This is a genomic window from Candidatus Palauibacter irciniicola, from assembly GCF_965208695.1.
Lineage (GTDB): Bacteria > Gemmatimonadota > Gemmatimonadetes > Palauibacterales > Palauibacteraceae > Palauibacter > Palauibacter irciniicola.
In genome coordinates this window covers 1255270-1281724 of the sequence record NZ_OZ242352.1, presented here as the reverse complement: position 1 = coordinate 1281724, position 26455 = coordinate 1255270, and the positions used below count along the sequence as shown (strand labels likewise).

Annotated in this window: 28 protein-coding genes; 2 read left to right on the top strand and 26 right to left on the bottom strand. The window is 69.4% G+C overall.

Features of this window, described 5'->3' with window-relative positions; genetic code table 11:
- Nucleotides 1–4: 4 nt before the first annotated feature.
- The 18 genes from ACOGI9_RS05410 to ACOGI9_RS05325 form a co-directional block, all read right to left on the bottom strand.
- Nucleotides 5–247, bottom strand: a complete 243-nt coding sequence (locus tag ACOGI9_RS05410) for a hypothetical protein (protein WP_419858860.1) — start codon at nt 245–247, stop codon at nt 5–7.
- Between the two features lie 5 nt (nt 248–252).
- Entirely contained in the window at nt 253–1116 is an 864-nt protein-coding gene (gene cyoE / locus ACOGI9_RS05405) for a heme o synthase (RefSeq protein WP_419858859.1), read from the bottom strand.
- Nucleotides 1117–1189: 73 nt separating this feature from the next.
- Entirely contained in the window at nt 1190–1495 is a 306-nt protein-coding gene (locus tag ACOGI9_RS05400) for a cytochrome C oxidase subunit IV family protein (RefSeq protein ID WP_310780641.1), read from the bottom strand.
- A gap of 42 nt (nt 1496–1537) precedes the next feature.
- Nucleotides 1538–2152, bottom strand: a complete 615-nt coding sequence (locus tag ACOGI9_RS05395; protein ID WP_419858858.1) for a cytochrome c oxidase subunit 3 — start codon at nt 2150–2152, stop codon at nt 1538–1540.
- 24 nt (nt 2153–2176) lie between these two features.
- A complete protein-coding gene (locus ACOGI9_RS05390) occupies nt 2177–3943 on the bottom strand; it encodes a cytochrome c oxidase subunit I (RefSeq protein ID WP_419858857.1) in 1767 nt (588 codons plus the stop codon).
- Between the two features lie 15 nt (nt 3944–3958).
- Nucleotides 3959–4630, bottom strand: coding sequence for a cytochrome c oxidase subunit II (coxB, locus tag ACOGI9_RS05385; RefSeq protein ID WP_419858856.1), 672 nt, complete (start codon nt 4628–4630; stop codon nt 3959–3961).
- A gap of 90 nt (nt 4631–4720) precedes the next feature.
- The gene (locus ACOGI9_RS05380) at nt 4721–5581 is read right to left on the bottom strand and encodes a carboxypeptidase regulatory-like domain-containing protein (protein WP_419858855.1); all 861 of its coding nucleotides are present in this window, start codon (nt 5579–5581) and stop codon (nt 4721–4723) included.
- A 62-nt stretch (nt 5582–5643) separates the two neighbouring features.
- Nucleotides 5644–7233: a c-type cytochrome gene (locus ACOGI9_RS05375; RefSeq protein WP_419858854.1), complete on the bottom strand. Its 1590-nt coding sequence runs from the start codon at nt 7231–7233 to the stop codon at nt 5644–5646.
- Nucleotides 7230–8027, bottom strand: coding sequence for a c-type cytochrome (locus tag ACOGI9_RS05370; protein ID WP_419858853.1), 798 nt, complete (start codon nt 8025–8027; stop codon nt 7230–7232). Before ACOGI9_RS05370 ends, ACOGI9_RS05375 begins: the two co-directional genes overlap by 4 nt.
- Nucleotides 8024–8860: a hypothetical protein gene (locus ACOGI9_RS05365; protein ID WP_419858852.1), complete on the bottom strand. Its 837-nt coding sequence runs from the start codon at nt 8858–8860 to the stop codon at nt 8024–8026. The genes ACOGI9_RS05370 and ACOGI9_RS05365 overlap by 4 nt, the downstream gene beginning before the upstream one ends.
- A 53-nt stretch (nt 8861–8913) precedes the next feature.
- A complete protein-coding gene (locus ACOGI9_RS05360) occupies nt 8914–10734 on the bottom strand; it encodes a cytochrome ubiquinol oxidase subunit I (RefSeq protein ID WP_419858851.1) in 1821 nt (606 codons plus the stop codon).
- On the bottom strand, nt 10731–12143 hold the full coding sequence (locus ACOGI9_RS05355) for a radical SAM protein (RefSeq protein WP_419858850.1): 1413 nt from the start codon (nt 12141–12143) through the stop codon (nt 10731–10733). The genes ACOGI9_RS05360 and ACOGI9_RS05355 overlap by 4 nt, the downstream gene beginning before the upstream one ends.
- Nucleotides 12140–14401, bottom strand: coding sequence for a universal stress protein (locus ACOGI9_RS05350; protein ID WP_419858849.1), 2262 nt, complete (start codon nt 14399–14401; stop codon nt 12140–12142). The genes ACOGI9_RS05355 and ACOGI9_RS05350 overlap by 4 nt, the downstream gene beginning before the upstream one ends.
- Nucleotides 14402–14614: 213 nt before the next feature.
- A complete protein-coding gene (locus ACOGI9_RS05345; protein ID WP_419858848.1) occupies nt 14615–15322 on the bottom strand; it encodes an ABC transporter permease in 708 nt (235 codons plus the stop codon).
- Nucleotides 15319–16266, bottom strand: a complete 948-nt coding sequence (locus tag ACOGI9_RS05340; RefSeq protein WP_419858847.1) for an ATP-binding cassette domain-containing protein — start codon at nt 16264–16266, stop codon at nt 15319–15321. Before ACOGI9_RS05340 ends, ACOGI9_RS05345 begins: the two co-directional genes overlap by 4 nt.
- Nucleotides 16263–16553, bottom strand: a complete 291-nt coding sequence (locus ACOGI9_RS05335; RefSeq protein ID WP_419858846.1) for a ferredoxin — start codon at nt 16551–16553, stop codon at nt 16263–16265. Before ACOGI9_RS05335 ends, ACOGI9_RS05340 begins: the two co-directional genes overlap by 4 nt.
- A 6-nt stretch (nt 16554–16559) precedes the next feature.
- On the bottom strand, nt 16560–17003 hold the full coding sequence (locus ACOGI9_RS05330; RefSeq protein ID WP_419858845.1) for a PCP reductase family protein: 444 nt from the start codon (nt 17001–17003) through the stop codon (nt 16560–16562).
- The gene (locus ACOGI9_RS05325) at nt 17000–17890 is read right to left on the bottom strand and encodes an ATP-binding protein (RefSeq protein ID WP_419858844.1); all 891 of its coding nucleotides are present in this window, start codon (nt 17888–17890) and stop codon (nt 17000–17002) included. The genes ACOGI9_RS05330 and ACOGI9_RS05325 overlap by 4 nt, the downstream gene beginning before the upstream one ends.
- A 74-nt stretch (nt 17891–17964) precedes the next feature.
- On the opposite strand from ACOGI9_RS05325, the gene ACOGI9_RS05320 reads away from it, so the two are divergent.
- Together ACOGI9_RS05320 and ACOGI9_RS05315 are read left to right on the top strand one after the other, a co-directional pair.
- Nucleotides 17965–18237: a hypothetical protein gene (locus tag ACOGI9_RS05320; protein ID WP_419858843.1), complete on the top strand. Its 273-nt coding sequence runs from the start codon at nt 17965–17967 to the stop codon at nt 18235–18237.
- Entirely contained in the window at nt 18219–18863 is a 645-nt protein-coding gene (locus ACOGI9_RS05315; protein WP_419858842.1) for an HmuY family protein, read from the top strand. The genes ACOGI9_RS05320 and ACOGI9_RS05315 overlap by 19 nt, the downstream gene beginning before the upstream one ends.
- Here ACOGI9_RS05315 and hemC read toward each other — a convergent pair.
- Genes hemC through ACOGI9_RS05275 form a run of 8 tightly spaced genes read right to left on the bottom strand, consistent with a single transcriptional unit; the run spans nt 18853 to nt 26454 of the window.
- Complete coding sequence (gene hemC / locus ACOGI9_RS05310; RefSeq protein ID WP_419858841.1) at nt 18853–19815, bottom strand: hydroxymethylbilane synthase; 963 nt, start codon at nt 19813–19815, stop codon at nt 18853–18855. The two genes, ACOGI9_RS05315 and hemC, sit on opposite strands and share 11 nt — an antisense overlap.
- Nucleotides 19812–21404, bottom strand: coding sequence for a class I adenylate-forming enzyme family protein (locus tag ACOGI9_RS05305; RefSeq protein WP_419858840.1), 1593 nt, complete (start codon nt 21402–21404; stop codon nt 19812–19814). Before ACOGI9_RS05305 ends, hemC begins: the two co-directional genes overlap by 4 nt.
- Nucleotides 21401–21625 (bottom strand): hypothetical protein, encoded by a 225-nt coding sequence (locus ACOGI9_RS05300; RefSeq protein ID WP_419858839.1) that lies wholly within the window; start codon nt 21623–21625, stop codon nt 21401–21403. The genes ACOGI9_RS05305 and ACOGI9_RS05300 overlap by 4 nt, the downstream gene beginning before the upstream one ends.
- Entirely contained in the window at nt 21625–22962 is a 1338-nt protein-coding gene (locus ACOGI9_RS05295; protein ID WP_419858838.1) for an NRAMP family divalent metal transporter, read from the bottom strand. Before ACOGI9_RS05295 ends, ACOGI9_RS05300 begins: the two co-directional genes overlap by 1 nt.
- A complete protein-coding gene (locus tag ACOGI9_RS05290) occupies nt 22959–23969 on the bottom strand; it encodes a zinc-binding dehydrogenase (RefSeq protein WP_419858837.1) in 1011 nt (336 codons plus the stop codon). Before ACOGI9_RS05290 ends, ACOGI9_RS05295 begins: the two co-directional genes overlap by 4 nt.
- A gap of 4 nt (nt 23970–23973) precedes the next feature.
- Nucleotides 23974–24414: a PaaI family thioesterase gene (locus ACOGI9_RS05285; protein WP_310780594.1), complete on the bottom strand. Its 441-nt coding sequence runs from the start codon at nt 24412–24414 to the stop codon at nt 23974–23976.
- Nucleotides 24411–26153 (bottom strand): Na(+)/H(+) antiporter subunit D, encoded by a 1743-nt coding sequence (locus ACOGI9_RS05280; RefSeq protein ID WP_419858836.1) that lies wholly within the window; start codon nt 26151–26153, stop codon nt 24411–24413. The genes ACOGI9_RS05285 and ACOGI9_RS05280 overlap by 4 nt, the downstream gene beginning before the upstream one ends.
- A complete protein-coding gene (locus ACOGI9_RS05275; protein WP_419858835.1) occupies nt 26143–26454 on the bottom strand; it encodes a hypothetical protein in 312 nt (103 codons plus the stop codon). Before ACOGI9_RS05275 ends, ACOGI9_RS05280 begins: the two co-directional genes overlap by 11 nt.
- Nucleotide 26455: the final 1 nt, after the last annotated feature.

Genomic DNA, 26455 nt, shown 5'->3' with positions numbered 1-26455 from the left:
GGCGTCAGCTCGCGGAGTCCCGGTCGACGGCCTGGGCCGCCTCCCATTCGCGCTGCTCCTCCAGGGCTCTCTCGACCTCCCGCTGGCGTTGCCGGCGGCGCGCCCGGAAGATCCCGCCTCCGATCACGACGAGAAGCAGGTAGGGCATCGCCGCCATGAACACGAACATCAGGACGTATCCCGCCTGTTCGTCCGGCGTATGCTGCATCTGCGGGGCCGCCGCGAGGACGGCGAAGGGTTTCGGCACGGCTGCTACAGCTTGTCGAGGACGAGCACCGCCATCAGCAGTGGAAGATACAGGATCGAGGCCCGGAACAAACCCCGGGCGTTCGCCGGCGTCGCGGCACGGGCGAAGCGGAATGCGGCCCACAGGAAGAACCCGCCGAGGCCCAGCGCCACGGCAAAGTAGGCGACGCCCGTGAGGCCGAGGACGCTCGGGAGCAGGCTCACCGGAATCAGTGTGAGCGCGTAGAGCAACGCCTGGTGGCGCGTCCGCCGGCCCTCGAAATCCCCGACGGAGAGCATGCGAAGCCCCGCCGCCTCGTAGTCGTCGCGGAGCAGCCACGCCAGGGCGAGAAAGTGCGGCAACTGCCAGACGAAGAGGATCGCGAACAGCGCCCAGCCGCCGGGACCGAACTGCCCCGTGGCGGCGGTCCAGCCTCCGAGGATGGGCAGGGCCCCGGGCACCGCGCCCACGACGGTGGAGAGCGAGTGCACGCGCTTGAGCGGTGTGTAGACGAAGTCGTAGGAGATGAAGGTGGCAAGCGCGAGGCCCGCGGTCATCGGGTTGACCGCGATCCACAGCCAGACGATGCCCGCCGCGGCCAGGACGCCGGAGAAGGCCGCGGCCGGGGGCGCCGCGATCCGGCCCGCAGGCAGTGGTCGTGCGCGCGTACGCCCCATGAGCGCGTCCACATCCCGCTCCAGCACCTGGTTCAGCGCGCTCGTCCCGGAGGCGACGAGCGCCACGCCAGCCATGGCCTGCGCAAAGAGGGCGAGGTCGAAGCTCGCCGCGCCGAGCAGGAAACCCGCGGCCGCGCTCGCGACGACGAGCGCCGTGATGCGCGGCTTCGTGAGCTCCAGGTACGAGGGAAGCGTCGCGCGAATCGAGTGCACCCGTCTCGATATCCCGCCCAGCGGGATCCCGCGGGTCTTCAGAAGACTACCGGCCTCCACGGCGGAGTCGCGCCTACACGTACTCCATCATGATCGCGATGATCATGATGGCCACCGCCGGAAGCGGCGCCAGCGCCACCAGCCGCAGGCGGTTGGGTTCGAATTTCAGGTGCATGTAGTAGAGCGCGACGAGCAGCGCCTTCCAGACGGCCATGATGAGCAGCGACACCACGATCATCCACTTCGGGATCGCCAGGAAGGCCACCAGCACCTCGAGGATCGTCAGGATGGCGAGGTACAGCCAGATGAGCATGTACTTCGGATGCTCGTGCGCGTGGTCGTCCGCGGCGCTCGCCGCGTGTCCTCCGGCTTCACTCATTCGTTCGCTCCATATCTCCCGACCCCAGTTTCCGGACGCCGCCTAGATGAGATAGACGATCGTGAACAGGATGATCCACACGAGGTCGACGAAGTGCCAGTAGAGGCCGAGCACCTCGATCCCGTGCGTGTTGTCCGCTCCCCAGTGCCCGCGCCAGGCGCGGATCGTGGCCCACGCGAGGCAGATCACGCCGAGCAGGACGTGGAAGCCGTGAAAGCCCGTCATGGTGAAGAACGTGGCCCCGTACAGTCCCGCGGCCGGCGTGAACCCGTGGCTCCCCTGCCAGGACTTGTGCAGCACGAGTTCGATGTACTCGTAGACCTGCACGCCGAGGAAGGTGGCCCCGAGCAGCGTCGTCAGCAGCAGATAGAGCTTGATCCCGCGCTGGTCGCCCTCCTGCGCGGCCGCGAACGCCTTCACCATCGTCACCGAGCTGCAGATGAGGAGGAAGGTGTTGAAAGCGGTCACCGGGACGTTCAATACATCCCCGGGTTCCGCCCACGTGTCGGCGGCCCCGAACCGGAGCACGACGTACGAGCCGATGAGGCCCGCGAAGAACATCACCTCCGAGCACAGAAACACCCACATTCCCACCTTCTGGGTGTAGACATCGAGCCCTCGTTCGGGGACCCGGCCTGCGGTCGCGGCGTGTGCCATCTCGTCAGTTCCCTTCCGTGCGATTTAGTGGCTGCCGGCGGCCGGGCTCACGACATCCGGCCGTTCGTTCTGCGCCAGCCAGTCCTTGTCCTCCACATCCGGGTGGCTGTACTCGTGCGGACCGTGGTAGACGACCGGGATTTCCTCCCAGTTGCCGTGCTTGGGCGGCGAAGGCGTTTGCCACTCCAGCGTCGTCGCGTTCCACGGATTCGCCTCGGCCTTCCTCCCCTTCTTCAGACTCCAGAAGAAGTTGAACGCGAACAGGAAGCCGGACGCGAAGAGCCCGAACGCCGCCCACGTGATGATCGCGTTCGTGTCCTCGATGCCCTGCAGGTGCGCGTAGCCGGTGGAGTCGTAGATGCGCCGCATCATCCCCACCATCCCCACGCCGTGCATCGGGAAGAAGACCAGGTTGAAGAAGACGAACGTGAGCCAGAAATGGATCTTGCCCATCGTCTCGTTCATCATCCGGCCGAACATCTTCGGGTACCAGAAGTAGATCGCCCCGAAGAGCGCGAACAGGCTTCCTCCGAAGAGCACGTAGTGGATGTGCGCCACGATGAAGTACGTGTCGTGGATGTAGATATCGACCGGCGTGGAGGCCATGAAGACGCCCGACAGGCCTCCGATCGCGAACATCGCCACGAACCCGATCGCGAACAGCATGGCCGAGTGGAGCTGGAGGTTCCCGCGCCACATCGTGCCCATCCAGTTGAAGGTCTTGATCGCCGAGGGCACGGCGATGAAGAGCGTCGAAACGGTGAAGGTGAGCCCCAGCATCGGGTTCATCCCGCTCTGGAACATGTGGTGGCCCCACACGATGAAGCCGAGGAAGGCGATCGAAACGAGCGCCAGCACCATCGCCTTGTAGCCGAACACCGGCTTCCGCGATCCGACGGAGAGGATCTCGGACGTGAAGCCCATGGCCGGGAGGATGAGGATGTAGACCTCCGGGTGGCCGAAGAACCAGAACAGGTGCTGCCAGAGGAGCGGCTGTCCCCCGCCCTCCGGGAGGAAGAAGCTCGTGCCGATCGTCTGGTCGAAGATGAGCATGATCCCGGCCGCGGACAGGACGGGCATCGCGAGCAGCGCGAGGATGGCCGTGATGAACAGCGACCAGATGGTCAGCGGCATGCGCATCCACGTCATGCCGGGGGCGCGCATGTTGATCGTCGTCGTGATGTAGTTCACCGACCCGAGAATCGACGAGAGCCCGATGAAGACGAGCGCCGCCAGCCACAGGATCTGCCCCAGCCCGACCCCGGTAAGGTCGGGGCGGGCGCTGAGCGGCGCGTAGAGCGTCCAGCCGGCCCCCGCCGCGCCTCCGACGACGAAGAAACTGGCCAGCGTGAGGATGCCCGCGGGCACCATGGCCCAGAAGGAGAGCATGTTGAGCCGCGGGAACGCCATGTCGTGCGTGCCCAGCTGCAGCGGGATGAGGTAGTTCGCCCACACCCCGACGAGCATCGGCATGATGGCGAGGAAGACCATCACCGAGCCGTGCATCGTGACGAGCGCGTTGTAGAACTCCGGCAGGATGTACCCGCTCGCGACCATGCTCTCGGGGAAGATCCCGCCCAGCGGCAGCTCGCCCCGTGCCGGCCACGCGATCTGGTATCGCATGAGCATCGCGAGCAGCCCGCCGATCATGAGGAAGAACAGCGTGTAGATCAGGAACTGGATCGCGATGACCTTGTGGTCGGTCGAGAAGATGTACTTGCGCAGGAAGGACTGCTCGTGCTCCTCGTGCAGGATCGCCTGCCCGGTCGCCTCCGCTACGATCGTCGCCATATCAGCCTTTCTCGATCACTGGGCGGCGGCCGGCGCCTGGCTGGCCTGCCAGGCGTCGAAGTCCGCCGCGCTGTGCACGGTCACGCTCGCCATCATGTAGTAGTGGCCGAGGCCACACAGTTCGGCGCACGCGATCTCGAAGTTCCCGGTCTGGGTCGCGTCGAACCACACCGGGATGGTCATGCCGGGCACCGCGTCCTGCTTCACGCGGAGTTCCGGGATGAAGAAGGAGTGGATCACATCCTCGGACTCGAGCAGGATCGTGATGTCCTCGTTCACCGGGAAGTGAAACTGGTTGCGGACGGTGAAATCGTCCGCCGTTCCCAGCGTCTCGTCGACTCCGGGGTAGGTGATGTTCCACTCGAACTGCTTGCCGACGACGAGGAATTCGAGCGCGTCCGCGGGGCGGTTGGAACTTCCCTTGATGTCGTCCCACACGAGGGCCGAATACGCGCCGAGGACCGCAATGATGATTGCGGGGATCACCGTCCAGATGATCTCCAGCCGGTTCGATCCGTGCGTGTAGTGCGCCCTGGCTCCCTCGCGTCCCCGGTACTTGATGCAGAACCAGACGATCCCGCCCTCCACCAAAAGGAACGCGATGCCGGTGATGACGAGGATGATCCAGAACAGCTGGTCGATCACGACGCCGAATGTCGAATAGTTCGGGGGCAGCGCCCAATCCACGAGCGATCTCCTTCCAGGTGAGCCCTTCGGGTGACGGGAACGCGAGCGGGACCGGGCGGCCGTTCGAGCCGCCAGGCCCCGCCCCCGGAGTTACTGGGTGCGCTCCACCCGGATGCGGTTCGTACCGTGCTCGAGGACGAGCGCGTCGCCCATGGGGACCTCGGCGCCCATCATCTCGGCGTTGTAGTCGAAGGTGGCCACGGCCATCTCGCCCGCCGTGACGGTCACGTTCGCCGTCTGCGTGCCGAACTCCTCGTGCCACGCCGTCAGCGTGTAGTCGCCGGCCGGGACGTTGGCGATCGAGTAGCTCCCGTCGGCGCCCGTGACCGCGAAGTACGGGTGATCGACGACGCCGATGTACGCCTGCATCCAGCCGTGCACGTCGCAGCGGACCGGCACCATCACTTCCGCCACCTGGAAGCGCTGCGTGCTCGTGATCCCCGCCCGCGGCTGGCTGATGTTGAAGCCGCGGTTCTCGGTCGGCGTGGCGTTGATGTTGTGGAGCAGGTTGTCGCTGTTCGAGATCTCGATGTCCTGGCCGCTCTGCACGCCCAGCACGTGCGGCGTGTAGCGGCAGTTCACCTGGTCGAGCGTGGCGGCGCCGGACGCGGCCGGCGCGCCGGAGACGCCCTCGCTCAGGTAGACGAACACGTTGGCGAGGCCACCTTCGGAGACGAGGACGCTCTGGGCCATGGGCCCGTCCGCGCCGTAGCCGGCGGCGCACTCCGCCTCGGCCGACATGTCGATGGCCTCCATCGTCGGGACCATCCCGCCGAAGTTGGCCATGCCCGAGATCGTCCCCACCGTGGACGGATCCACCGCGGCGGCGGCCGGCGCCGCTTCGCCCGCGTCATCCGCCGCTTCCGACGAACCGCCATCGCCGCCACCACAGGCGGCCATCGCGGCAACGGCCAGCAAGGCGGCCGAACGGTTCCAGAAATGCGATCGCATTGACTTACCTCCGTACTGAAAGCTGTTGCTCTATCGGCTGTTGAGAGCCCTTCCCCGTTGCTTCATCCATCTCTCCGGCGATCCTGGGCCCGGCGCACGAGAACGAGACCGAAGGCCCCCGTCAAGAGCATGGCCAGCAGGGGCGTCACGACGACCGTGCTGGATGCCGGAGGTTCGAGGAGAATGTAGTACCACGTGCTCACGGAACTGCGCTTTCCGACCTCGGCGCTGGACCCGTCCCACGCCTGGAACGCGATGGGCATCGGCGCCCCCTCGGCGAAGTCGAGGCCGTCGCTTTCGACCTCGATCGAGCGGCGGAGATAGAGCGTCCAGCGCCCCTCCTCCCACGTCGCTTCTCCCGTTACCGGGTCCTCCCCGAGCGGTTCGACCGAGTCGAGGCCGCGGCCGCGCCCCGCGCCGACGCCGGTCTCCGAATCCCACGTCCACAGGTAGACCGGCTCCCGGGCGTCCCCCATCAGGAAGTACGGGCGGTCGGTGCCCTCCGGCGGTTCGAAGGGGAACTGCAGGAGCACCGCGTCCGGGGGCCGCGCGGTCGGCGCGCCGGCGCTGTCGAGGGCGATCGGTTCCGCGCCGTCCAGGTCGAGCGCGGCGGTGATCTTGTTCTGCCACTCGTCCCAGTTCGGGTCCGGGCTGTTCGATGGGTCGTTCCACTGCACGCGCAGCGCGATGTCGCTTCCGTCGTGGAGCCCCTGGACCCAGAGTCCGTCCACCGCCGGCGCGAAGTTGCGCGGCAGCTGTACGACCTGGCCCGACATCGGGAAGTAGAAGGCCTCGACGCCCGCCCAGGCTTCCTCTTCGCCGTCGGCCGGGAGCCCCGCCTCGGCGCGTCCCACGCGGATCACTTCGCGCAGCGGCGGCATCTCGCGCGGCCCGAGCGAGGCGAGGTAGTGCGCCAGTTGCCAGACCTCGTCGGGCGAGACGACGCCCGAGTTCATGGCGTCGATCGCCGACGGCATCGGCGTGCCGTCCAATCCGGTCAACATCCGGGTGTGCATGTCCTCGACGCTGCTGCCGCCGTTCAGGACCCACGCCTCCGTGAGGTCGGCCGCGCGGATGGGGAGGCCCCGCCAGTCCTCCAGCGTCGGCGCCGAGGTCCCGTCGCCCCGGCCGGACAGGCCGTGGCACTCCTCGCACAGCATCGTGAGGTAGGCCGCCGCCCCCGCCTCGATCGCCGCGGGACCGCCGCCGGGATCGGATCCGAAGTCGAGCGGTTCCGGGGCCGGACCCTGGCCGAAGAACCTCGAGAAGCTCTTCAGGTAGACGATGAGGTCGTCGATTTCCCCGTCCGTGAGGTTGGGCCAGCCCGGCATCGTCGTACCGGGGAGTCCGTTCTCGATCGCGAACCGGATGTCCGCATCCGTCGGGAGCTGTCCGCTCCCGGTCGTCCGGATCTGGTAGAGCGCCTGCGTGAAGTCCCGTGGCCGGGGCAGCATCGAGGCGGCGGCGGAACCGTCTCCCTGCCCGGTCTCGCCGTGACACTCGGCGCACCAGCGGTCGTACACGACCTTGCCCGCGGCGGCCGCGTCCTCCTGCGCCGACAGCGGGGGCGCGGCGGAAAGGGCGAGGATGGCGAACCCGCCAAGCGCGAGCGTCCCGAGGGTCCCAAGGGTCCCGCGTCGGAGCACCCTCATTCGTGGCCCCCTTCCCCTTCTTCCTCCCACGTGCGCGGCGTGAACCCGGTCTGGTCGTAGAGATAGAGGATCGTTGCCCAGATCTCGTCCTGCTCGAGGATCGTCTCCCAGGCCGGCATGGCCGAGTCCCATGGGGTCCCCTCGCGCGGGAGGCCGGGGCCGCCCTTGACGATGCGCCAGAACACGTAGCTCTCGGTGAGCTGGGGGAGGTTGCCTGAACTCGTGAAGTCGGCGGGGACCGGGTTGAAGGCCGGCGCGTAGTGGCCCTGGCCGTCGAGCAGGTCGCCGTGGCAGGGCACGCAGTTGCGCACGTAGATCCGCTTTCCGACCGCCAGGTGCTCCTCGATGGAGCCTTCCTCGTGCAGCGGGTTCTCGAGCCCCGTGAGTTCGATCGTCTCGCCGCGGAAGGTGAGCTGGTTCGGCGGCGCGGGGTGCACGGAGCGCAACGTGGCCGGCGCGGCGTAGCTCGGCCTCACGTTCTGATAGGCGAGCCAGCCGATGAGAACCGGAAGCGCGACCATGAGGATCCCCCGCAGCGTCTTCCGGTCGCGCGCGACCATGGTCTCGTGGATCGGCTTCTTGAAGCTCTTCCAGCGCGCCTCGTCCGCGCTCATGTAGAGGACGATGCCCACCAGAACGGTCAGCATGTACTGCAGGATGACCGAACTCGGCACGGGAGCGCTCGCCACGCCGATCACCGGCAGCACGTATCCGATCACCCACTCGAACGCGACGTAGGACACGACGATGACGATCGCGCCCTGCCAGAACGGATGGGACAGGTAACGCTTCATCGGCTACCTCCCGCGCTGTCGGGCGGGACTTCCGGCGCGTCGCCGGGCGCCTCCGCGCCGGCCCCCGCGCCTCCCACGAAGAAGTTCACCAGCACGTCGAGTTCCACCGGCGACATGAGATCGCCGAAGATCGTCGGCATCGTCCCGGCGAAGGCCGAGTATTCCTCGTTGATCGTCGCCATCGGATCCACGATCCCCTCGAGGACGACGGCGGGATCCTGCCCCCGCAGTTCCTCGAAGGGGGGAGCGACCATGCCTCCCTCCCCGCCGAGGGCGTGGCAGGCGAGACAGCCCTGCGCCGTGATCAGCGCGACCGCGTCGACCTGGCTCGGGTCGGTGACCACGGGAGGCGGCGGAGCGGCCGCGGCCGCGTCGTCGGCCGCCAGCGCCGCGGCGAAGTCGTCCGCGTTCACCGTGATCTCGCCGCCCTGCGATTCCAGGAAGGCGACGAGCGTCCACAGTTCGGCCTGAGACGAAAGGATGCTCTGATCGATCATGATGGGGTCGAAGCCCTCCACGATGTAGGCCATCGGGTTGACCAGAGACTCCCACAGGTAGTCCTTGCAACTCTGCCCCGGGACGCGCGTCGCGCACACGCCGCCCACCACCCCGAGGAGGTCCGGGGCGCGCGTGCCGAGGCCGTGGCACGCGGTGCAGCCGCCCGCCCCCGCGTAGATCTCCTCGCCGATCGCCGCCAGTTCCTCCGGCGGCATGTCCGCGCTGAGCACGATCTCCCGGGGGACCGCCGACTGCACCTGCGGGATCACGTTCGCCACGAAGGTGAACACCGCCAGCGTCGCCACGACCGTGAACAGGATCTTCAGGTTCGTCATCTATTCTTCCCGTCCTCGCACCACCGTCCTCGAGTCCCCGCTCCACGCCATCGCTAGTCCACGTCGCCCAGGGAAGGCGCCGGCATCGGGTCTCCGAGCGCGGCGCGCCCCTCCTGCCCGGCCTTCACCTTCGCCTCGGCCTCCTGGTACACGGAGCGTTCGGCCAGGCCGCCGAGCCAGAAGATGAGGCCGACGAGCGCGAAGAAGATGAGCACGCAGATGCTGATGATCGTGGCCGCGGGCCCGAGCGCCGGCGTGAACGCCTGCTCGCTCGTATCCCGGATCACTTCGTAGACGTGCCAGTGCTGCCGGATCCCGCTGCGCGCGAAGCCCATGAGCCCCATGAGCCACGTAAACGTGACGGCGAGGATGAGGAGCGCGTACTGGGACCGGTCCGGCATCCGCCCCCACCGGATCTCGCCCCGGGATTTGGCGCCCCGCAGCATCGCCATGTCGATGCCGATGACGAACAGGATCGTCGCCAGGACCGCGAGCACCTGGTAGACGGAGAAGCCGATCCGCACGATCGCGGTCACGAAATAGCCGTACACGCCGTAGAACACGACGATGACCGCGCACAGCGCGAAGGCCGCCCCCTGCAGCATCGTCCCCGCGCGCGCCCACGGCACCACCGGATCCTTGTTCGCCCTCCGGTACATGAGGAAGGAGAGGAACGTCGTCAGGATCATCAGGTTGACGGCCGTGTTCTTCGCGCTCATCACGCCGAGCACCTGCAGGAACGGGTGCCGGATCCCTCCCATGGCCGCGATCTCGTCGCGGTCGGCGATCATCGTGTTCGGCGTCGCCCACACGATGACGCCCAGGACGAGCACGAGCAGCATCCACTTGATGTAGGGCTGGAACCGTTCCGCCCCCGGAATCCGCCCCATCCCGATCCACAGGTAGTAGTTGCCCGCAAGGAAGAGGATGCCGATGAGGAAGGCCTGGATGATCCAGAGCCAGCTCATGAAGCCGCCCATCATCGTGATGCCCATCTGCTGGCTGAACTCGTAGATCTCCCGTCCGAGCCAGTAGCCGGCGAAGGGGAGGACGATGAGCGCGCCGATCGCGATCAGGTTGCCGGTGTAGCCCATCCAGTCGTAGTGCGCGCGTTCCTCGTCGGTCTTGCTCGTGAGGAAGCGGTACGCGGCGTAGGCGCCGACGATCGCGCCGCCGAACACCACGTTCGCCAGCAGCCGGTGGATGTTGATCGGCATCCAGGTCGCGTTGTTGATCGCGCTCCACAGCTGCACGGTCTGCGGCGCGGTGTCCGCCGTGAGTCCCTCGGGCGGGCTCATCATGTAGGTGAGCCACCCGTTCGCGATGAACATGACGATCGTGCCCCAGACGTTGAGCATGATCCCCAGGCACCAGTGGGCCTTCTTCGCGGCGCCCTTCTTCCACGCGTCCCACCCGTAGTAGTAGAGGTAGAGCGTGAACGATTCGAGGAAGAAGAGGCCCGCGTACACCCACATCGACGGAGCGAAGATCGCCGTCAGGTACGCCCAGAAGCGCGGGTAGAGCGTCGAGAGGAAGAAGACGAGGATCGCGCCCCAGATCGCGGTCGCGCTGTAGGCCACGAGCAGGAGGCGGGTGAATTCCTTCGCGAGCTTGTCGTACTTCTCATCCCCCCCGAACATCCCGATCGCCTCGATGACGACGGCGAACATGGGCACGCCGAGCACGAAGGCCGCGAACAGCAGGTGGAGCTGGGCCGCGATCCAGACCGCGCCGCGGCGGTCGAGCCCGAGGAAGTTGAACTCGCCGTAGTCGGGTCCCGGCGCCTGCGCGAGGAGCGGGAGGGCGACCGCCAGTGCGAGGGCGGCGAGCAGTACGCCGCGGGTCGCGACGCCACGGGTCAACCAGCGCTTCATCGCTTATCCCCCCGTCCCGCGCTCCGCCGACTCCGGGCGAAGAAGGGCATCCGTTTCGAGAAGTCCACCGGCATGGCCCGGCGGACCTCGGTCATCGCGTCGATCGTCACTTCCGCGTGCCCGCGCTCGCGCGCGAACTTCTCCACCCGTTCCGCCACCACGCCCCGCACGAAGCTGGGGATGGCGTTGAGCCGGGCGGAGGCCTCGGCGCTCCAGGGCAGCTTCCGCTCTACCGCCGAGCCGTACGTGACCGGCCGGGGCGCCTCGATCGCGTCCGCGATGCCGGGTGCCGGCTCGTAGGCGCAGGAAGGGTCGGGACCGAGCAGATCCCCGTCCACCGCGTACGCGCGGGCGCGGCAGCCGCCACACAGCGCGCGGTACTCGCAGCGCCCGCACTTCCCGCCCGGTTCGCCGTCGCGCAGCAGGCGGAAGACGGTCGCCTCGCGCCAGATCTCGCCGAAGGACGCGTCGGAGAGGTCGCCGGCCACCTCCGGCATGTACGGGCACGGCGTCACCTTGCCCTCGGGCGTGATGCGGCAGTACTGGACGCCGCAGGGACAGCGCGTCCGGTAGTTCAGGAGCGGCGAATCCGGGTCCCGCTCGTACACGTGCCGCATGAGTTGCGGCTGGCACTTGGAGCGGATCATGAGCCGCCCACGGTAGTCTCGCTGGAGTTCGGCCAGCCGGGCCACGATCTCGTCGTTCTCTTCGGGGGCGAGGCCGCGCATTCCCTCTCCCCTGCCCGTCTCGACGAGGAAGTAGACGTTGAGGCAGACCGCGCCCTTCTCATCCGCCCAGGCGGCGATGGCATCGAGTTCGTCCCGGTTCCCGCGCGTGACGGTGAACTGGATGAGGAAGTCGAGGCGGTGCTCCGCAAGGCGGTCGACGGCCGCGAGCGTGTCCTCGAGCGCGCCTTCGCCGTGCCGGAAGCGGTCGTGATAGCGCGGGTCGAGGGAGTCGACGCTCAGGGCGACGCCCTGCACGCCGGCCGTCTTCAGGGAGGCGATGCGTTCATCGGTGAGCCCGGTGCCGTTCGTGCCCACGGTCACCGTGGCGCCGCGTTCGGAGGCGTAGGCCGCGATCGCCTCGAGGTCGGAGCGCACGAGCGGCTCCCCCCCGCTGAGGATGAGGAGGGGGGACGGACTCGTCTCGAGAATCTGGTCGATGACGCGGAAGCAGGCCGCGGTATCGAGTTCCTCGGCGGACGCGTGCCACGACCCGGCGGAGATGTAGCAGTGGGCGCAGGCGAGGTTGCAGCGGCGCGTCAGGTTCCAGGCGACCACATGCGGGATGGCGACATCGGGTTCGGCCCGCGGAGACGCGGCGGCGGGGGCGCCGTCCCAGAGCGAACCGGGCACGGCGGGGCTCCGGTTCGCGACGGCTTCCGCGGCCAGCGGGGCCCCGGTCACTTCTCGCGCGGTCCCTGCTCCGAAGCGGGACGGACGTCCGCTCCCGACTCTTCCCCGAGTTCCGTACGCGCGAACTTCTCGACCGCCGCGCGGGCATCGTCGGGCGACACCATCTTGAAGTCGACGGGACAGTCCGCCGCCTGCTGCTCGATGTCGCGGATCGGACAGCGCGTCACGCCGGAGGCCTTCGCCTCCTCGATGAAGCGCTTCATTTCCTCGCTCATGCCGTCGACGCCGGCGGCTTCGGCCCGCGCCTGCTTCGCCTTCAGCTCGTTGAACATCACGAGCATCGTGTCGAGGTCGAACTCGTCGGCCGCGATCATCGCGTCCTTGTTCTCGTCCATCACGAGGGTGGTGACGCGCCACATGCCCTGGTCGCGGGCGAAGCGCTCCACCGTATTCCGGGCGAGGGGGCGCGCGATCAGCGGCACGCGCCCCAGGCGTTCGAACGCCTCGTGCGTCCAGACGATCGGGTCGGCGGCCGTGCGGTCGCGAGGGATCTGGTTGTCCGTGACCGGGCACTTCGCCATCACGGGGAGCGGGGCCTCGAAGGCGTCGGCGTCGCTCGTCTCCACGACGGTCCGCTTCATCGCCTCGTCCGCCTTCACCTCGGCGAGCGCGAGTTCCTCCGCGTCGCCGATCCCCATCACGAGTTGCATGTGGGTCGGAAGGAGCTTCTTGATCGCCTCGTCGAGCCGTTCGTTCGTCACGACGGGCAGCTGATCGCGATTCCAGAGTTCCGTCTTCTCGGCGTTCGCGCGCCCGTTGGCGGCCTGTCCGACTTCCGCGATCGAGGGGGCCGCGCCGGTCTCGAGCGCGTCGCGCGCCACCTGCGCGGTGCCGCTCGCCCCATTGCCGGCCGCGGCGTCTCCGTCGGCCGGCGGCGGCGGCGTCCGGTACTGCTTCTCGTCCTTCGGATTCGGGACGAAGGCGGCCGCGTAACGGCTTCCGGGGCCGTAGTGTTCGAGGACGAACTCCTCTACGGCCTTGCGCGCGATCCCGAGGGCGAACGGCGGCACGCGCAGGATCCTCACCTCCGCTTCGGGCGCCCACTCGAGCCCGGCTTCGCCATCCTCCTCGATCCAGGGGATCTCCTCGGGCCGGACGTTCCCGGTGCCGATGAGGAGGATGTTCGTGTCGGCGAGGGAGACGAGGTTGTCGGCCTGCGAGCCGATGTCCGTGCCCTCGATGCGGTGCGAGCCGTGGCGGGCCACGACGATGAGGGATGGATCGATCTCCTCGGCCCACTTGAGGAGTACGTCGAAGGGCTTCCCGACCAGCACCTGGGTCTCGATCTCGACCTCGGGATACTCGCTCGCCATCACCTCGGCCCGCTTGATGTTCGCCTTGCAGAGACGGAGGAGGCCCTTGTCGATGATGTTGTTATGGAGCTCTTCCTGTTCCTCGAACTTGAACACCTTCGAGGCCTGGACGGAGAGCACATCCTTGATGTTGTGGAAAACGACGTGGTGGTACTGCACGTCGAAGGCGCTCGCGATGTAGACCTTGGCGCCGTACTCGCGGGCCATGTCGAGCGCGATCCGCAGTCCCTTGTAGGCGTAGGCCGACCCGTCCACGCCGACGAGCCACCTCCCGCCGTCGAGGGGCCGCCCGTCGCGGACGATGAGCGCATCCTTCTCGATCCCGCGGAGAGAGCGCGCCACGACGCCGCCGAGACGGCTCCGCTCCTGCCGCCCGAGACCGTGGGCGCCGATGGCGACGAGGTCGTAGTCGCGGCCGGAGGTGCCCGCGAGCTTGTCCTCCTGCTCTTCGTCCTCGGCCACGAGCCGGCCGTCGTCGCCCAGCTTGACGTCCGTGCGCTGCTTGTCGCTGCCGTCGTAGTTGTGGGCGATGTTGGGGTCGAAGCCGATGAGGCTCGGGAGACGTCCGCCGCCCCGGTTCGCCTCGTTGATGATCTCCTCGTAGTTGATGCCCTCGAGGAGCTGCCGCGTGAGGGTCACCCCGGCCTCGGCGCAGCGGCGGTGGAGCTGGTCCAGGAAGCTGTCGGAGATGAGCTGCAGCCCCTTCTCGATCAGCTTGTCGTGGATCTTGCGCTGCCTGCGGATCTCCGCCGGTTCCTGGAACTGGGCCGGGAGCCCGATCTCGAGCTGGCGGAACCGGATGTCGTGGAGACGTGCGGCGTAGACATGAGAGCCGGTGATGCGGCCTTCGGAGCGAGCGCAGAGTTCGATGGCTCGGTCCACGGCCCAGTCCGACTCGCGCGAGTTATCGACCGGGACGAATACCTCTCGATACATGGCGCTCCGTTGGACGGCGTGCTGCGGCCGGTTCACGCTGCTCGCACCAGCCTCGCCCGGGTGCGAAGCCCGGATGTACGCAGTCCGCGAGAATCGGCCACGGACGAGGAATTCGGCGACGCTGATCCAAGGTTGTCGGGGCCGCCGGAAGGTCCGGAACCCCGCTTATGCGCCAAGAAGGTGCGGCTGCCCACGGGGAAAGTCAAACGCCCTCTAGGGAGTTCGCGGCCAGCGGAGGCGGCGGCTCCAATCCGAGGCGAAAACCGCGGCCCCGAAGGTCACGCCGGCCGCGACGAGAAGGCTGCGGAGCCAGACGGAGGCGTCCATGGGCATCCCGCCGGTGCCCGCCGTGAGCGCGGCTCGCAGCGGCGTGTACGGATTCCACTCGGCGACGAGGGAGGTCCAGCCCGGAGCGGGGGTCCGGAAGAAGCCGGCGAAGTGCAGGAGGAGGAGGGAAAGCGCCGCGGAAGCGAGCGCCGCTTCGGCGAGCGAACGCACCGCGGCCGCCACGAGGGGACCGAGCAGGTTCGCGAACCAGAGCGTCGCGAGGACCGCCAGGAGGACGACGGCTCCCGCGCCGGCGCCGCCGGCCGACCACAGGAGGACCAGGACCGCGGGCGCGAGTTGGAGCGCGTCGATCGTCGTGCCGGCGAGGGTGCGCTCGAGGAGCCAGCGGGGCGAGGAGTAACCGGCGCGGAGGATCTCATCGAGCCAGCCGTCGCGGGCGTCGCGCACGGCGGGGATGGCCGAGCCGAAGGCTCCGAAGAAGACGATGAATACGCCGAAGACGGCGACCCGGTGCGGCGCCGCGGCCGCGCTGAGGGCGACGGGCGTGAGGAGGAGGAGCGGGACCGCGACGTTCCACAGGAACAACCGCCGCCGGCGGAGGGCGGTGCGCCACGCCAGGCGCCAGATCGTCACCGGGCGCGCTCTTCCAGACGGCGGCCCGTGAGCGTCGCGAAGGCGTCCGCGAGATCGGGCTCCCGGACCTCGACCGAGGCGACGGAGGCGCCGCCGCGCAGGACCCAGGCCAGCGTCTCGGGAAGGGCCCGGCTCGGGTCGTCGACCTCGAGGATCACGGCGCCCTCGTTCCGGGACGACGCGCGCACGGCCTCCGGGGCGGGGCCGAGGGTGTCGGGATCGAGCGCCTGCCCCGCGGCGAACCGGATCTCCACGCGGGGACGGGCGCCGACGCGCTCCAGGAGCCGGGCCGGGGTATCCGCCACCGCGCAGCGACCGTCGACGATGAACGCCACGCGGTCGCAGTGCGCCGCGGCAAAGACGGGATCATGGGCGGAAAGCACCGCGGTCCCGCCGGCGCCGTGGTGGTCGGCGAGGGCCTCGGCGAAGGCCTCCCGACCGCCGGGGTCGAGTCCGGCCAGCGGTTCGTCGAGGAGGAGGAGCGGGGCCGCGGTACCGAACGCGGTCGCGAGCGCAAGCCGTCTCCGCATGCCGCTCGAATAGGCCCCCGCGGGGCGGTCCGCGTCCGCCTCGAGCCCGAAGCGGGCGAGCCATGCGTCCGCCGTGGCCCGCGCCTCACCGGATCCGGCGCCGTGGAGCTCGAGCAGGATGGCCGCGTTTTCCCGCCCGCTGAGCCACGTGCGGAGGGCGGGCCGGTCCGGGGCGAGCCAGCGCCGTCCGGCATCGTCGACCCTGGGGTCCCGCCGAATCCCCGGTGCACCGTCGCCGCCGAGGAGGCGGAGGAGGGTCGATTTGCCGGATCCGTTCGGGCCGAGGAGCGCGAGGCGTTCTTCCGCCCGGACTTCGAGCGAGAGATCCCGAAGCGCGGGACTCCCATCGGGGTAGCGGTAGGCGACCGCCTCCGCCGCCACCAACGGCGGCTTCGCCCCTGCGCCGGGGTTCACGGAACGATCTCGATCCCGTCTTCCAGCACGGTGATCGCATCGACCGGACAGGACGCGCACGCCTCGATGAACCGACTCCGCGAGGCATGCTCCGGGCCGGTGAACACCGCCACCCCATCCTCGTCGAGATCGAAGGCCTCCGGCGCTTCCTCGATGCAATCCCCGAAGCCGACGCACAGATCGCGGTCGATGACCGCGCGGAGTCCGTGAACTTCCCGTTCCACGGACGGGTCCGGCGCCCCCGCGCCTTCACGCGCATCCCCCGTCCCTCCGCCGCCGTCCGCCACCACCGGCTACATGCCTTCCAGTCCGAGATCGGATCGGGCCCGGTCCATGACGGCGGGCGTCATCTCCTCGATCCCGCGCTCCCGGGCGTATTCGTTGTAGATCTTCTTCACCATCCCCCGCACGAAGGAGGGTACGTGGCCGAGCCGCTCGACCGCTTCCACGCTCCAGCGCACGGGTCCGGGGTTCGTCAACGGCGGTGCGGGCAAGGCTTCGTCGCGCGCCTCGTCTACGCCGGCGCGGATGCCCTCGAAGTTTTCGTTCGGTACGGTGCGGCCTCCCACCTTCACGCCGAGCGAACTCACGAGTTGCGTTTCCATGGGGTTGGCGAGCATCGCCGTCTTCCGCCCGCACGCGGGACACCTGAAGACGGCGGCCATCGTCCCGTCGCCGGGCACCGCCCGCTCGTCGAACGCCATCTGCCGGTCGCAGTCCACGCAGAGGAACTTCATCGCGCCGCGGGCCCCGCGCGAAGGACGTCGACCACCTTCCGGAGCGCATCCGCGGCTCCGCCTCCGCCGGCCAGCCACCCCTCGAGCCGCCCCTCGTCCGCCGCGGCCCCAAGCGCCGCGTCGAAGGGGAGGCGCGCGAGCAGAGGGACCCGAAAACGGCCCGCCAGCTCGGCCCCGGCGTCACCGGCGTGCAGCGGAGCGAGCGCTCCGCAGGCGTCGCAGCGCACCCCCGACAGGTTCTCCACGAGTCCCAGGATGGGGAGGCCGCGTCTCCGGGCGAGATCGAGCGAACGGGCCACGGCATCGCGGGAAGCCGCGCTCGGTATGGTGACCGCGACGATGCCCGCCAGTCCGGGGACGAGCGCGTGGAGTTCGGCGAGTCGCTGGGTGCCCGGCGGCAGGTCCACGAGGAGCGCATCCAGCTCTCCCCACGCGACATCCGACAGGAATTCCCGCAGGGCCCCCCGCTCCTGGGCGCCCCGCCACACGAAGCCGGCGTCGGCGGGCTCGCGCCACGTGAGGGCGCGGTCCGGCTCGGTGAGGAACGCCATCGACATGACGCGGACCCCGGCGCGCGAGGAGGGCGGCGCGAATCCGTCCGGGGATTCGGCGAGGGCTTCGGGTTCGATGCCGAGAAGGCGCGGCACGCTGGGGCCGTTGAGGTCCGCATCGACCAGGCCCACGCGATCCCCGCGCTGGGCGAGGGCGGTCGCGAGGAGGGCGGAGACGAGGCTCTTCCCCACTCCGCCCTTGCCGCTCATGACCCCGATGACGCGGGCGACGGAAGCGAGCCGCACGGACACGCGCTCGTCCCCCGCCGCGATCTGATCGGGGAGATCCGAACGCAGTTCGTCCACTTCGTGGTAGGTGCGGAATCCGGAACTCATGGGGAGTGGAAGCTCCAATCGGGCCGACAGAGGGTCAACAGGCGAAGTTTCGGCTCGCGTCCCGCCTTCGTACGATGTTCGACAGACGGACCGAAGTCCACCGTGAATCGGAACATCCCATGTCGATCATCGGGTTTCACCGTTTTCTCATCGCAACGGCCATCGTCTTCTGCGCCGTCTTCGCCGCGTGGGAGTTCCGGATCTTCGCGAGGGCCGGGAGTCTCGGGGCGCTCGCGATCGGCGTGATCTTCGCGCTCGCGGCGGCGGCGCTGGCCTACTATCTCGCCAACCTGGCCAGGTTCCTGAGCGGAACGCGGCACGAGTCCCCGTGGCACCGGGGACGGTAAGGGGAGAAGACCGGGCGGACGGAGGTCGGCCGGTCGTACTGTACGCCGCGGGGGCCGTGTTCCTGTTCATCCTCGTCATCGTCGTTGCCGGTTCGTTCACGAGGCCCGACCCCGTCACCTTCGTTCCCACGCCCGTCGCCCCGCGCCCCCCCGTCGACGGGTTCGTCGTGGACACCGTCACCGTCGATGCCCGGGACGGCTCGCGGTGGGTGTACTTCGACTTCGACAGGCGGAGCACGGTCGGCGGTCCGCTCGCGGGCTGGGATCTCGCGCTCAACCGGTACCACGTCGTCGTGAACGGCGGCACCGGATACCCCGGGGCCGGCGGGGCGATCGCCATCGCCGCGCCGTGGGAGACCGTCACGGAGGCCCCGGCGTCCGGTTACGCGACCACGGAGGGTGCGCTGGAGGACGGCCCGGCGACGCCCGGACTCGAACGCTGGTACCGGTACGGGTTCTTCTCCCACCTCCTCGAACCGAAGGACGAGACGTACGTGATCCGGACGGCGGAGGGCGGCTACGCGAAGCTGCGGATCCTGAGCTATTACTGCCCGCAGGCGACGCCCGGATGCGTGACCCTCATGTACGGATTTCAGGGAGACGGTTCGCGCCGCCTCACGGACTGAGCCGGCGCGCCCGCTCCACGAGGCCGGACGCCCCCGCCTCCAGCAACCGTTCCGCCAGCCGGCGGCCGAGTGCGCCGGCCGAAGCGCGGGCCCCCGTTCCGGCCGCTTCGACCGGCGGGCCGCCGTCCACGTCGTAGACGGCCGCGCGGAGCCGGAGGTCTTCCCCCCTCAGCGACGCGCGGGCGGCGATGGGAACCCGGCACCCCCCTTCGAGCGCCGCAAGCAGCGCCCGCTCGGCGGTCGCCTCCGCCCGGGCGGCCGGATCGTCGAGCGCCCCGATGCGGGCGGCCGCTCCATCCTCCCCATCCCGGCACTGGAGCCCGAGCGCACCCTGGCCGGGGGCCGGCAGCCAGCCCTCATCGAGGACACGCGCGCCGCGGGGCCACAGGCCGAGCCGCCGGAGCCCGGCCGCCGCCAGGACCAGCGCCTCGAAGCGGCCGTCTTCGAGCTTGCGGAGCCGCGTTTCGACATTCCCGCGGATCGCCCGCGGCTCGAGGTCGGCCCGCGCGGCGCGCAACTGCGCGGCGCGCCGCAGCGACGACGTGCCGACCCGCGCGCCGGAGGGCAGACGTCGGAGGAGGTCGCGTCCGCCCGTGTCCCGGGGCGCGGCAACCGGCGATTCGCGGACCACGAGCACGTCGCGGGGATCTTCGCGGGAGGGGACCGCGCCCAGCGTCAATCCATCGGGGAGGTCCGTCGGCAGGTCCTTCAGGGAATGCACCGCGACGTCGATGTCCCCTTTCCGGAGGGCGCGTTCGAGGTCTTCGGTGAACAGCCCCTTCCCCCCGATCTCCGGAAGCGGCGTCCCGGGATCGCGGTCCCCGGCGGTGGAGATGAACCGGTATTCGACGGACAGCTCCGGCCAGCGTTCGCGCAGCCGTTCGCCCACCCAGGCGGCTTGCGCCCGGGAGAGGGGCGACCTCCTGGCCCCGACGACGAGCGGCTCGCTCACCCCGCGCCGCCGTGTCCCAGCACGCCGAGGATCGCCGCCCGGTCGACCTTCCCCACGCCGGTGAGCGGCATCTCCTCCACGATCGCGATGCGACGGGGGTGCGCATAGGCGGGTCCCCGCTCGAGCGTGTACCGCTTGAGGGATTCGGCCGTGACGGTCGCCTCGGTTCCGAGCCGGACCACCGCGGCCGGGACCGCACCCTTGAGGGCGTGGGGCACGGGCACGACGGTCGCGTCGCGGACATCGGGATGGGAGAGCAGCAGGTCCTCCACCTCCTTGGGATAGATGTTCTCGCCGCCGGAGTTGAACATGTCGTCGGTGCGGCCGCGGAAGTAGTAGAAACCCTCCCCGTCGCGGAAGAAGAGGTCGCCCGTGGCGAGCCAGCCGTCCCGGATCCGGGCCGCGTTCACCTCGGGCAGATTGTGATAGCCCGTCGTGACGCCGGGATTCCGGACCCACAGCTCTCCGTACTCCGGATCTTCGCTGCCATCGCGCACGAGCTTGATCTCTCCCTCGGGCCACGCCGCGCCGCAGCTTCCCCTCGGGGTCGGGCGTCCGTCGGGCCCAGGTCCGATCATGACCGGCCCGCCTTCGGTGAGCCCGTAGCTCTCGCCGACTTCGATGTCGAACGCGCGCTCGACCGCGTCCATCAGTTCGGGCTGCACCGGAGCGGAGCCCAGCGTGACCTTCCGAAGCGCCGAGAAATCGAGCTTCTCGATCAGATCCATCCGATCCAGGACCATCGCGAACACGGCGGGGACGGCGCCCACCTGCGTACAGCGGTACCCGCTGAGGGCCCGAAGAAACGGTTCCGGGGAGAAGCCGGGCAGAATCACGACCGAGGCCCCGGCCTGCAGCAGGGGCTTGATGGCCCCGGCCATCGCGTTCTTGTGGTAGAGGGGTACGGCGACGAGAGCCCGGTCGCCGGGGTCGGCCGGCCAGTACTTCCGCAGGCAGCGCACCCACCAGAGTTGGCCCTCGTGGGAGAGGACGACGCCCTTGGGCTTGCCCGTCGACCCCGACGTGTAGGGCTGGAACGCCGGGTGGCGGGCTTCGAGCCGCGGGGGATCGAACCGGGGCGACGATTCCGCGAGGGCGCTCTCGTAGTCCAGCCAGCCGGCGCCTCCCCGCTCGCCCCCCATGCCGTCGCCGCCGACGTCCCACCTTCTCTCGATCCCCAACCGTTCGACGACCGCGACCGAGCGCTCGGTCACCGCGGTCTCGACGAAGGCGGCCCGGCAGGCCGCGTCCCGGACGATGTGCGCGAGCGAGTCCTCCGACAGCTTGAAGTTGAGCGGAACGGGGACGGCTCCGCAGCGCATGCCACCGAAGAGGATCTCGACGAACTCGAAGCGGTTGCCGACGCTCAGAACGAAGCGGTCGCCCGCCCCGATGCCGGCATCCGAGAGGAGGTTCGCCACGCGATCCATCCGCTCGTCGATTTCGGCGTACGTGACTTCGCGGGGGACGGGACCCGAAAGGTCGATGAGCGCGACCCGGCCCGGGAAGGCCTCGGCGGCGTCGCGGAGCCAGTATCCGAGGTTGGAATCGCGGCCGCGGGATCGGTCGCTCCGCCCGGCGCCGCTCACTCCTCCGACCCCGGGGATCGCGAGGGGCGCGCGAGCACGGCGATGCAGGCGACCGTGGCCGCGCAGCCGACGGCGACCCACGTCCAGCCGTCGCCGGTCCGCATGACCGACGAGACGCCCCACAGCGCCACGGCGTTCGCGACCAGGTTGAGGACGAGTCCCCAGACCCGCCCGGACCACGGCCCGGCCCGTCGTTCGAGTAGCCGGTCGACGGCGCCCATCACCACCACCCCAGCCGGTTGAAGACGTACGTGACGGCGATCGCGTTCAGGAGCGTCACCTGAAGCAGGATCCCGAGGTTCCACAGGTACGACCGGCAGCGATCCGCGCCGAGGAGTTCGCGGTCGTTCAGCAGCAGGTACATCGACCATCCGACGACGTTGTTCGCCAGCGAGAGAAACGCCGCGATCGCGATCACGAGCCAGACCGGGCGGGCGTTCCAGGCGGCCAGGAAGGCGACCTGCGGCAGCAGCGCGCTGACCTTCCAGCGCCACGACGACGTGTCGGGCTCCCAGCCGAAGGCCTCGTGGATGGCCATCGCCCCGGCGAGACTCATCCCGACCGTCGTCGTGATCGGCACGGCCAGGAATCCCGCATAGAAGAGGATCTGCGACCAGGTGGGCCCGAGGAGCGGCATGAGCGCCGCCGCGAGTTCGGGCGCCGAGTCCGGCGTGATCCCCTGCGGAAACAGCGTCGCCGCGAACACGCCGATCATCAGGAAGTTGATGACCACGAACGGGAGGAAGAGCCCGGCGATCAGATCGAACCGGGCCAGCGATTCGTGCCTCCGCCCCCAGCCCCGGCCGAGCCCCGCGTAATGGAAGAACACCCAGTCCATGACGCCGACGGCCGCCGCGGACGACGCGATGAAGAGGTCCAGACCCTCGCCCCCGCCGGGCAGCCACGGGATGAAGAAGCCGCGTCCCGCCGCGCCCCAGTCGACGCCCACCAGCAGCAGGACGGCTCCGAAGGCGAGGATCATGACGGCGATGCCGCCCTTCATGACCGCCTCGACGAGCCGCGTCCCCCGGCCTCCCCGGCGCCCATAGCTCAGGATGAGCGCGCTCGTGACCCCACAGTAGAGGAGCCAGTTGTACTCGGCGGGGAACGCGAAGCCGGCGAACGGCGCCAGCGACTCGATGAGATGGGTGCCGAGCGCGACCTGGCCGAAGTTGAAGATCACGGCGACCGCGGCCGTGCCGACGAGGCCGGTCATCAGCGACCCGATGACCCATGAGTGGCGCCGGTTCTGTACCGGGATGACGCGGAAGCCGCCCCTGCAGGTGAAGCGGGCCATCGCGGCCATCATGAACAGGCCCAGCCCCGCGCTCAGCCAGATCAGCCACAGGGTCCGGTAGCCGAAGGTGGCGCCCGACAGCATCGAGGAGGTGAGCGTGCCGGCGCCGAGCGTGAGCGCCGCGCCCATGAACCCCGGCCCGGCCAGGCGGGCGTAGCCGCCGAGCTTGCGGTGCAGCGGCGCGCCGGCGAGCGCCGCCAGCCGGTCGGCTTCGGCGTCCAGGACCGCCCGCGGGATCTTGCGGGCGATCGGATAGTTCACGGGATCAGGATCGATTTTCCGAATACGGCGCGCTCCATCAGTTCGCGCATCGCGGTGCGGATCTCGTCGACCGGTCTGACGGCGTGGATGACCGGCTCGAGGTCGCCGCCCGCCACCATGTCGAGCAGGCGCGCGAGCCCCTCGCGGCTCCACCCGTCCGATCCGATGACGGACTGCTCGAAGCTCCAGATGTAGCGGATGTCCGTCGGCGGGTCGTAGCCGGCGGTGGCCCCGCAGGTGACCATGCGGCCCTGGAAGCGCAGCATCTTCAGGCTGGCGGCCCACGAGGCCCCGCCGATGTAGTTGATCACGACGTCCACGCCGCCGGCGTTGGGATCGTGGTAGCGGGGCCGCCCGGCGATCGCCCGCACCCGCCTCACCAGTTCGGCGGAGTCGGAGGGCAGCACGTGATCCGCGCCGAGTGCACGGAGCCGTTCCAGCTTCCGGCGCGAGCCCCCGGTCGCGATGATCCGTGCCCCGATTCGCTTGCAGAGCTGGACGCAGCCACAGCCCACGCCGCCCGTCGCGCCCAGGATCAGCACGGTCTCGCCCGGCTGCACCCGGGCGCGGTCCTCGATCATGCGCAGGGCGGTCCCGTAGGCGACCGGGAGCGCCGCGGCCTGCTCGAACGAGACGCCGTCGGGAATCGGCAGGAGGTTCCCGAGAGGGACGGCAAGGTACTCGGCGGCCGCGCCCGGAGCCTTCTCGCCCAGCATGCCGCGGCTCTCGATCAGCGGGTCGATCAGCACGCGGTCCCCCACGCGCCGTCCGGCCGCCTCCGTCCCGGGCCCGAAGCCCGCGATCTCTCCCGCCGCGTCGCCGCACGGCGTCATGGGGAGCGGCACCCGCAGCCCCGTCGTGCCGCCGAGCATCATCGGGTCGAAGCCGTTGAGCCCGCAGGCGCGGATCCGGACCAGGGCTTCGCCGGGAGCGGGTTCGGGGTCCGGGACCTCGCCCAGGTAGAGTTCGTCGGCGTCGCCGTGCGCGTCGTAGAGGACCGCCCTCACCGCATCAGCCCGCCAGCGACGAGTAGGTCCCCCGTCCGACCGCGCAGAGGCGCCCCTGATCGTCGTGCACGTCGACGTCCGACACCGAGATCGTACGGCCGTGACGCCGCAAACGGGCCGTGGCCAGCAGGTACGGGCCGGTGCAGGGGCGCAGGTAGTCGACCCGCAGCGAAATCGTCGGGACGCCGCCTCCGGCCCGCACGGCGACGACCATGTCCCCGGCGATGTCGATCAGCGAGGCGACCGGACCGCCGTGGTACATCGTGCCGTCTCGGGTAAGGTCGGGACGCATGGTCATCCGGAGGACGGCGGTGTCGTCGCCCAGTTCCTCGAGCGTGACGCCGAGCGCGACGATCGCCTCCGAGTCGGCGAGGATGGACTCGATCAGGGCCCGCGCGCCCGCATCCCGAGCCCCGTCGGTCCGCGCCGCGCCGGACTCCGTCATGGCGGCGGGAGGGCGTTCGTGACGGGCGTAGTCGCGTAGTAGAGGAGCAGGAACACCAGGAGCAGGATCGCAACCCATATGACGGAGACTCCGGTGGGCCAGGTACGCCCCAACACGCCGCTCGGGCCCATGTAGCGCCTGGCCGATCCGATCACGTCGCCGGCCGCGACCACGGTGCGCGCCGCGATGGCAGCCCGCAGCCGCGACGCGACACCACCGCCGGCGAGCGCCAGTCCCCTGCCGAAGCGGCGATAGAACCAGTCCGCATCCAGGTTCGTCGAGGGCAGCTCGTGCGGCTCCCGGTCGGAGAGCCGAAGCCACACGAAGGCGAGCACGGCGAAGAAGAGCAGCTGCAGCTGGCTGATCACGTGCGCGGACGTGAACGGTTCGTACGTGACCGCGTACGGAAGGTTCGGATACAGGAACCAGGTCGGGAACGTCCCGTTGAAGACGCACAGGAAGGCCGCCATCCCCATCGCGATGAGCATGCTCGTCGGCGCCTCCTTCGTGCGGATCCCGGAATCGGGCCCGAAGAAGCCGTAGAACGGAATCTTGATGCCCGCGTGGTGCAGCACGCCGGCGGAGGCGAAGAGGAGGAAGAGCCACACGATGTCGAGGTTCTGCTCCAGCGCCGCCGCCATCACCATCGACTTGCTCACGAAGCCGCTGAAGAGCGGGAAGGCGGAGATGGAGGCGGCGCCGATCACGCAGAGCGCCGCCGTCTTCGGCATGCTCTTGTAGAGTCCGCCCAGCTCGCTGCACTTCGTCGTCCCCGTGCGATAGAGCAGCGCCCCCGTCGACATGAAGAGGAGCCCCTTGAAGAGCACGTCGTTGAAGGCGTGCGCGACCGCCCCGTTCACGGCCATCTCGGTGCCGATCCCGACGCCGCACACCATGAAGCCGATCTGGTTGATCATGCTGTAGCCGAGCACCCGGCGCAGATCGTTCTCGATCACGGCGTAGAAGATCGGGAACATCGTCATGAGGACGCCGACCCAGATCAGCAGATCCTCGCCCTGGTATCCCCGCGCCAGGGCGTAGACGGCGACCTTCGTCGTGAACGCGCTCAGGAAGACGGCGCCGCTGTAGGTGGCCTCGGGATAGGCGTCCGTGAGCCAGTTGTGGAGCAGCGGGAAGGCGGCCTTGATCCCGATTCCGAGCAGGATGAGGTTCGTGCCCAGCGTCCCCGTCCCCAGCGTCCCCGTCCCCAGGTGGTCGAAGGCGACGGAGCCCGTGGCCCGCGCGTGGGCGATGATCCCGGCCAGGAGGACGACGCCGGATCCGACCTGGACGATGAGGTAGCGGATCCCCGCCCGGTAGGAGCGTTCCGTGCCGCGCGCCCACACGAGGAAGACGGAACTCAGCGCCAGAAGCTCCCAGAAGACGAAGAGCGTGATCAGGTCGCCGGCCTGGACGGCTCCGATGGCGGCGCCCGCGTAGACCAGTGCCGAAGCGTCCTCGAGCGCGCTCCCTCCGCGCCGCGCGAAGATGAGCCCGATGAAGGCCGCGATGTGGAAGAGCCATCCGAAGATCCGGCTCAGCCCGTCGATCCGGACGAGCGTCAGCTCGTAGGAGAAGATCGAGACCTGCCCGAACTCCCCTTCTCCCAGGGCAAGAAGGGCGGCGAGGCTCGCGGCGGGCAGGAGGAGGACCCAGCCGGTCCGCGCACGGCCCCGGAGGAGGGGGACGAGCAGTGCCCCGAGGATCATGACCGCGGCGGGAGGAAGGCTACCGATCATAGTAGTCCTCGTCCCGCATCACGCCCTTCCGGAGCAGCTTGGCGGTGTAGACGATCGCCGTGTAGGCGAGGAAGCCGTAGACGGCGTAGAAGGGCGGCAGGCCCTCCCAGTCGCGCTCCGGGTGGCGCAACTCCCACCACCCCATTCGCTGCTGCAGGAAGTTCACGAAATCGAGCGCAAACAGCACGCCGCACACGACGATCAGGATCGCGATCAGGCGCTTCCAGCGCTTCGGATCGTCGAAGTAGTGCCGGCCCCGGTCCTTCACCCGTCCGCCCGCGTCGTGCGTGTCAGAGGCCATG

Excerpts from the sequence above, each read along its gene's own strand:
- ACOGI9_RS05400 (WP_310780641.1), bottom strand. The coding sequence starts at position 1,495 with ATGAGTGAAGCCGGAGGACACGCGGCGAGCGCCGCGGACGACCACGCG.
- ACOGI9_RS05330 (WP_419858845.1), bottom strand. The coding sequence starts at position 17,003 with ATGAAGTTCCTCTGCGTGGACTGCGACCGGCAGATGGCGTTCGACGAG.
- ACOGI9_RS05390 (WP_419858857.1), bottom strand. The coding sequence starts at position 3,943 with ATGGCGACGATCGTAGCGGAGGCGACCGGGCAGGCGATCCTGCACGAG.
- ACOGI9_RS05365 (WP_419858852.1), bottom strand. The coding sequence starts at position 8,860 with ATGACGAACCTGAAGATCCTGTTCACGGTCGTGGCGACGCTGGCGGTG.
- ACOGI9_RS05380 (WP_419858855.1), bottom strand. The coding sequence starts at position 5,581 with ATGCGATCGCATTTCTGGAACCGTTCGGCCGCCTTGCTGGCCGTTGCC.
- ACOGI9_RS05360 (WP_419858851.1), bottom strand. The coding sequence starts at position 10,734 with ATGAAGCGCTGGTTGACCCGTGGCGTCGCGACCCGCGGCGTACTGCTC.
- ACOGI9_RS05395 (WP_419858858.1), bottom strand. The coding sequence starts at position 2,152 with ATGGCACACGCCGCGACCGCAGGCCGGGTCCCCGAACGAGGGCTCGAT.
- ACOGI9_RS05300 (WP_419858839.1), bottom strand. The coding sequence starts at position 21,625 with ATGGGCGCCGTCGACCGGCTACTCGAACGACGGGCCGGGCCGTGGTCC.
- ACOGI9_RS05325 (WP_419858844.1), bottom strand. The coding sequence starts at position 17,890 with ATGAGTTCCGGATTCCGCACCTACCACGAAGTGGACGAACTGCGTTCG.
- ACOGI9_RS05280 (WP_419858836.1), bottom strand. The coding sequence starts at position 26,153 with ATGATCGGTAGCCTTCCTCCCGCCGCGGTCATGATCCTCGGGGCACTG.
- ACOGI9_RS05375 (WP_419858854.1), bottom strand. The coding sequence starts at position 7,233 with ATGAGGGTGCTCCGACGCGGGACCCTTGGGACCCTCGGGACGCTCGCG.
- ACOGI9_RS05275 (WP_419858835.1), bottom strand. The coding sequence starts at position 26,454 with ATGGCCTCTGACACGCACGACGCGGGCGGACGGGTGAAGGACCGGGGC.
- ACOGI9_RS05350 (WP_419858849.1), bottom strand. The coding sequence starts at position 14,401 with ATGTATCGAGAGGTATTCGTCCCGGTCGATAACTCGCGCGAGTCGGAC.
- ACOGI9_RS05320 (WP_419858843.1), top strand. The coding sequence starts at position 17,965 with ATGTTCGACAGACGGACCGAAGTCCACCGTGAATCGGAACATCCCATG.
- ACOGI9_RS05285 (WP_310780594.1), bottom strand. The coding sequence starts at position 24,414 with ATGACGGAGTCCGGCGCGGCGCGGACCGACGGGGCTCGGGATGCGGGC.
- ACOGI9_RS05370 (WP_419858853.1), bottom strand. The coding sequence starts at position 8,027 with ATGAAGCGTTACCTGTCCCATCCGTTCTGGCAGGGCGCGATCGTCATC.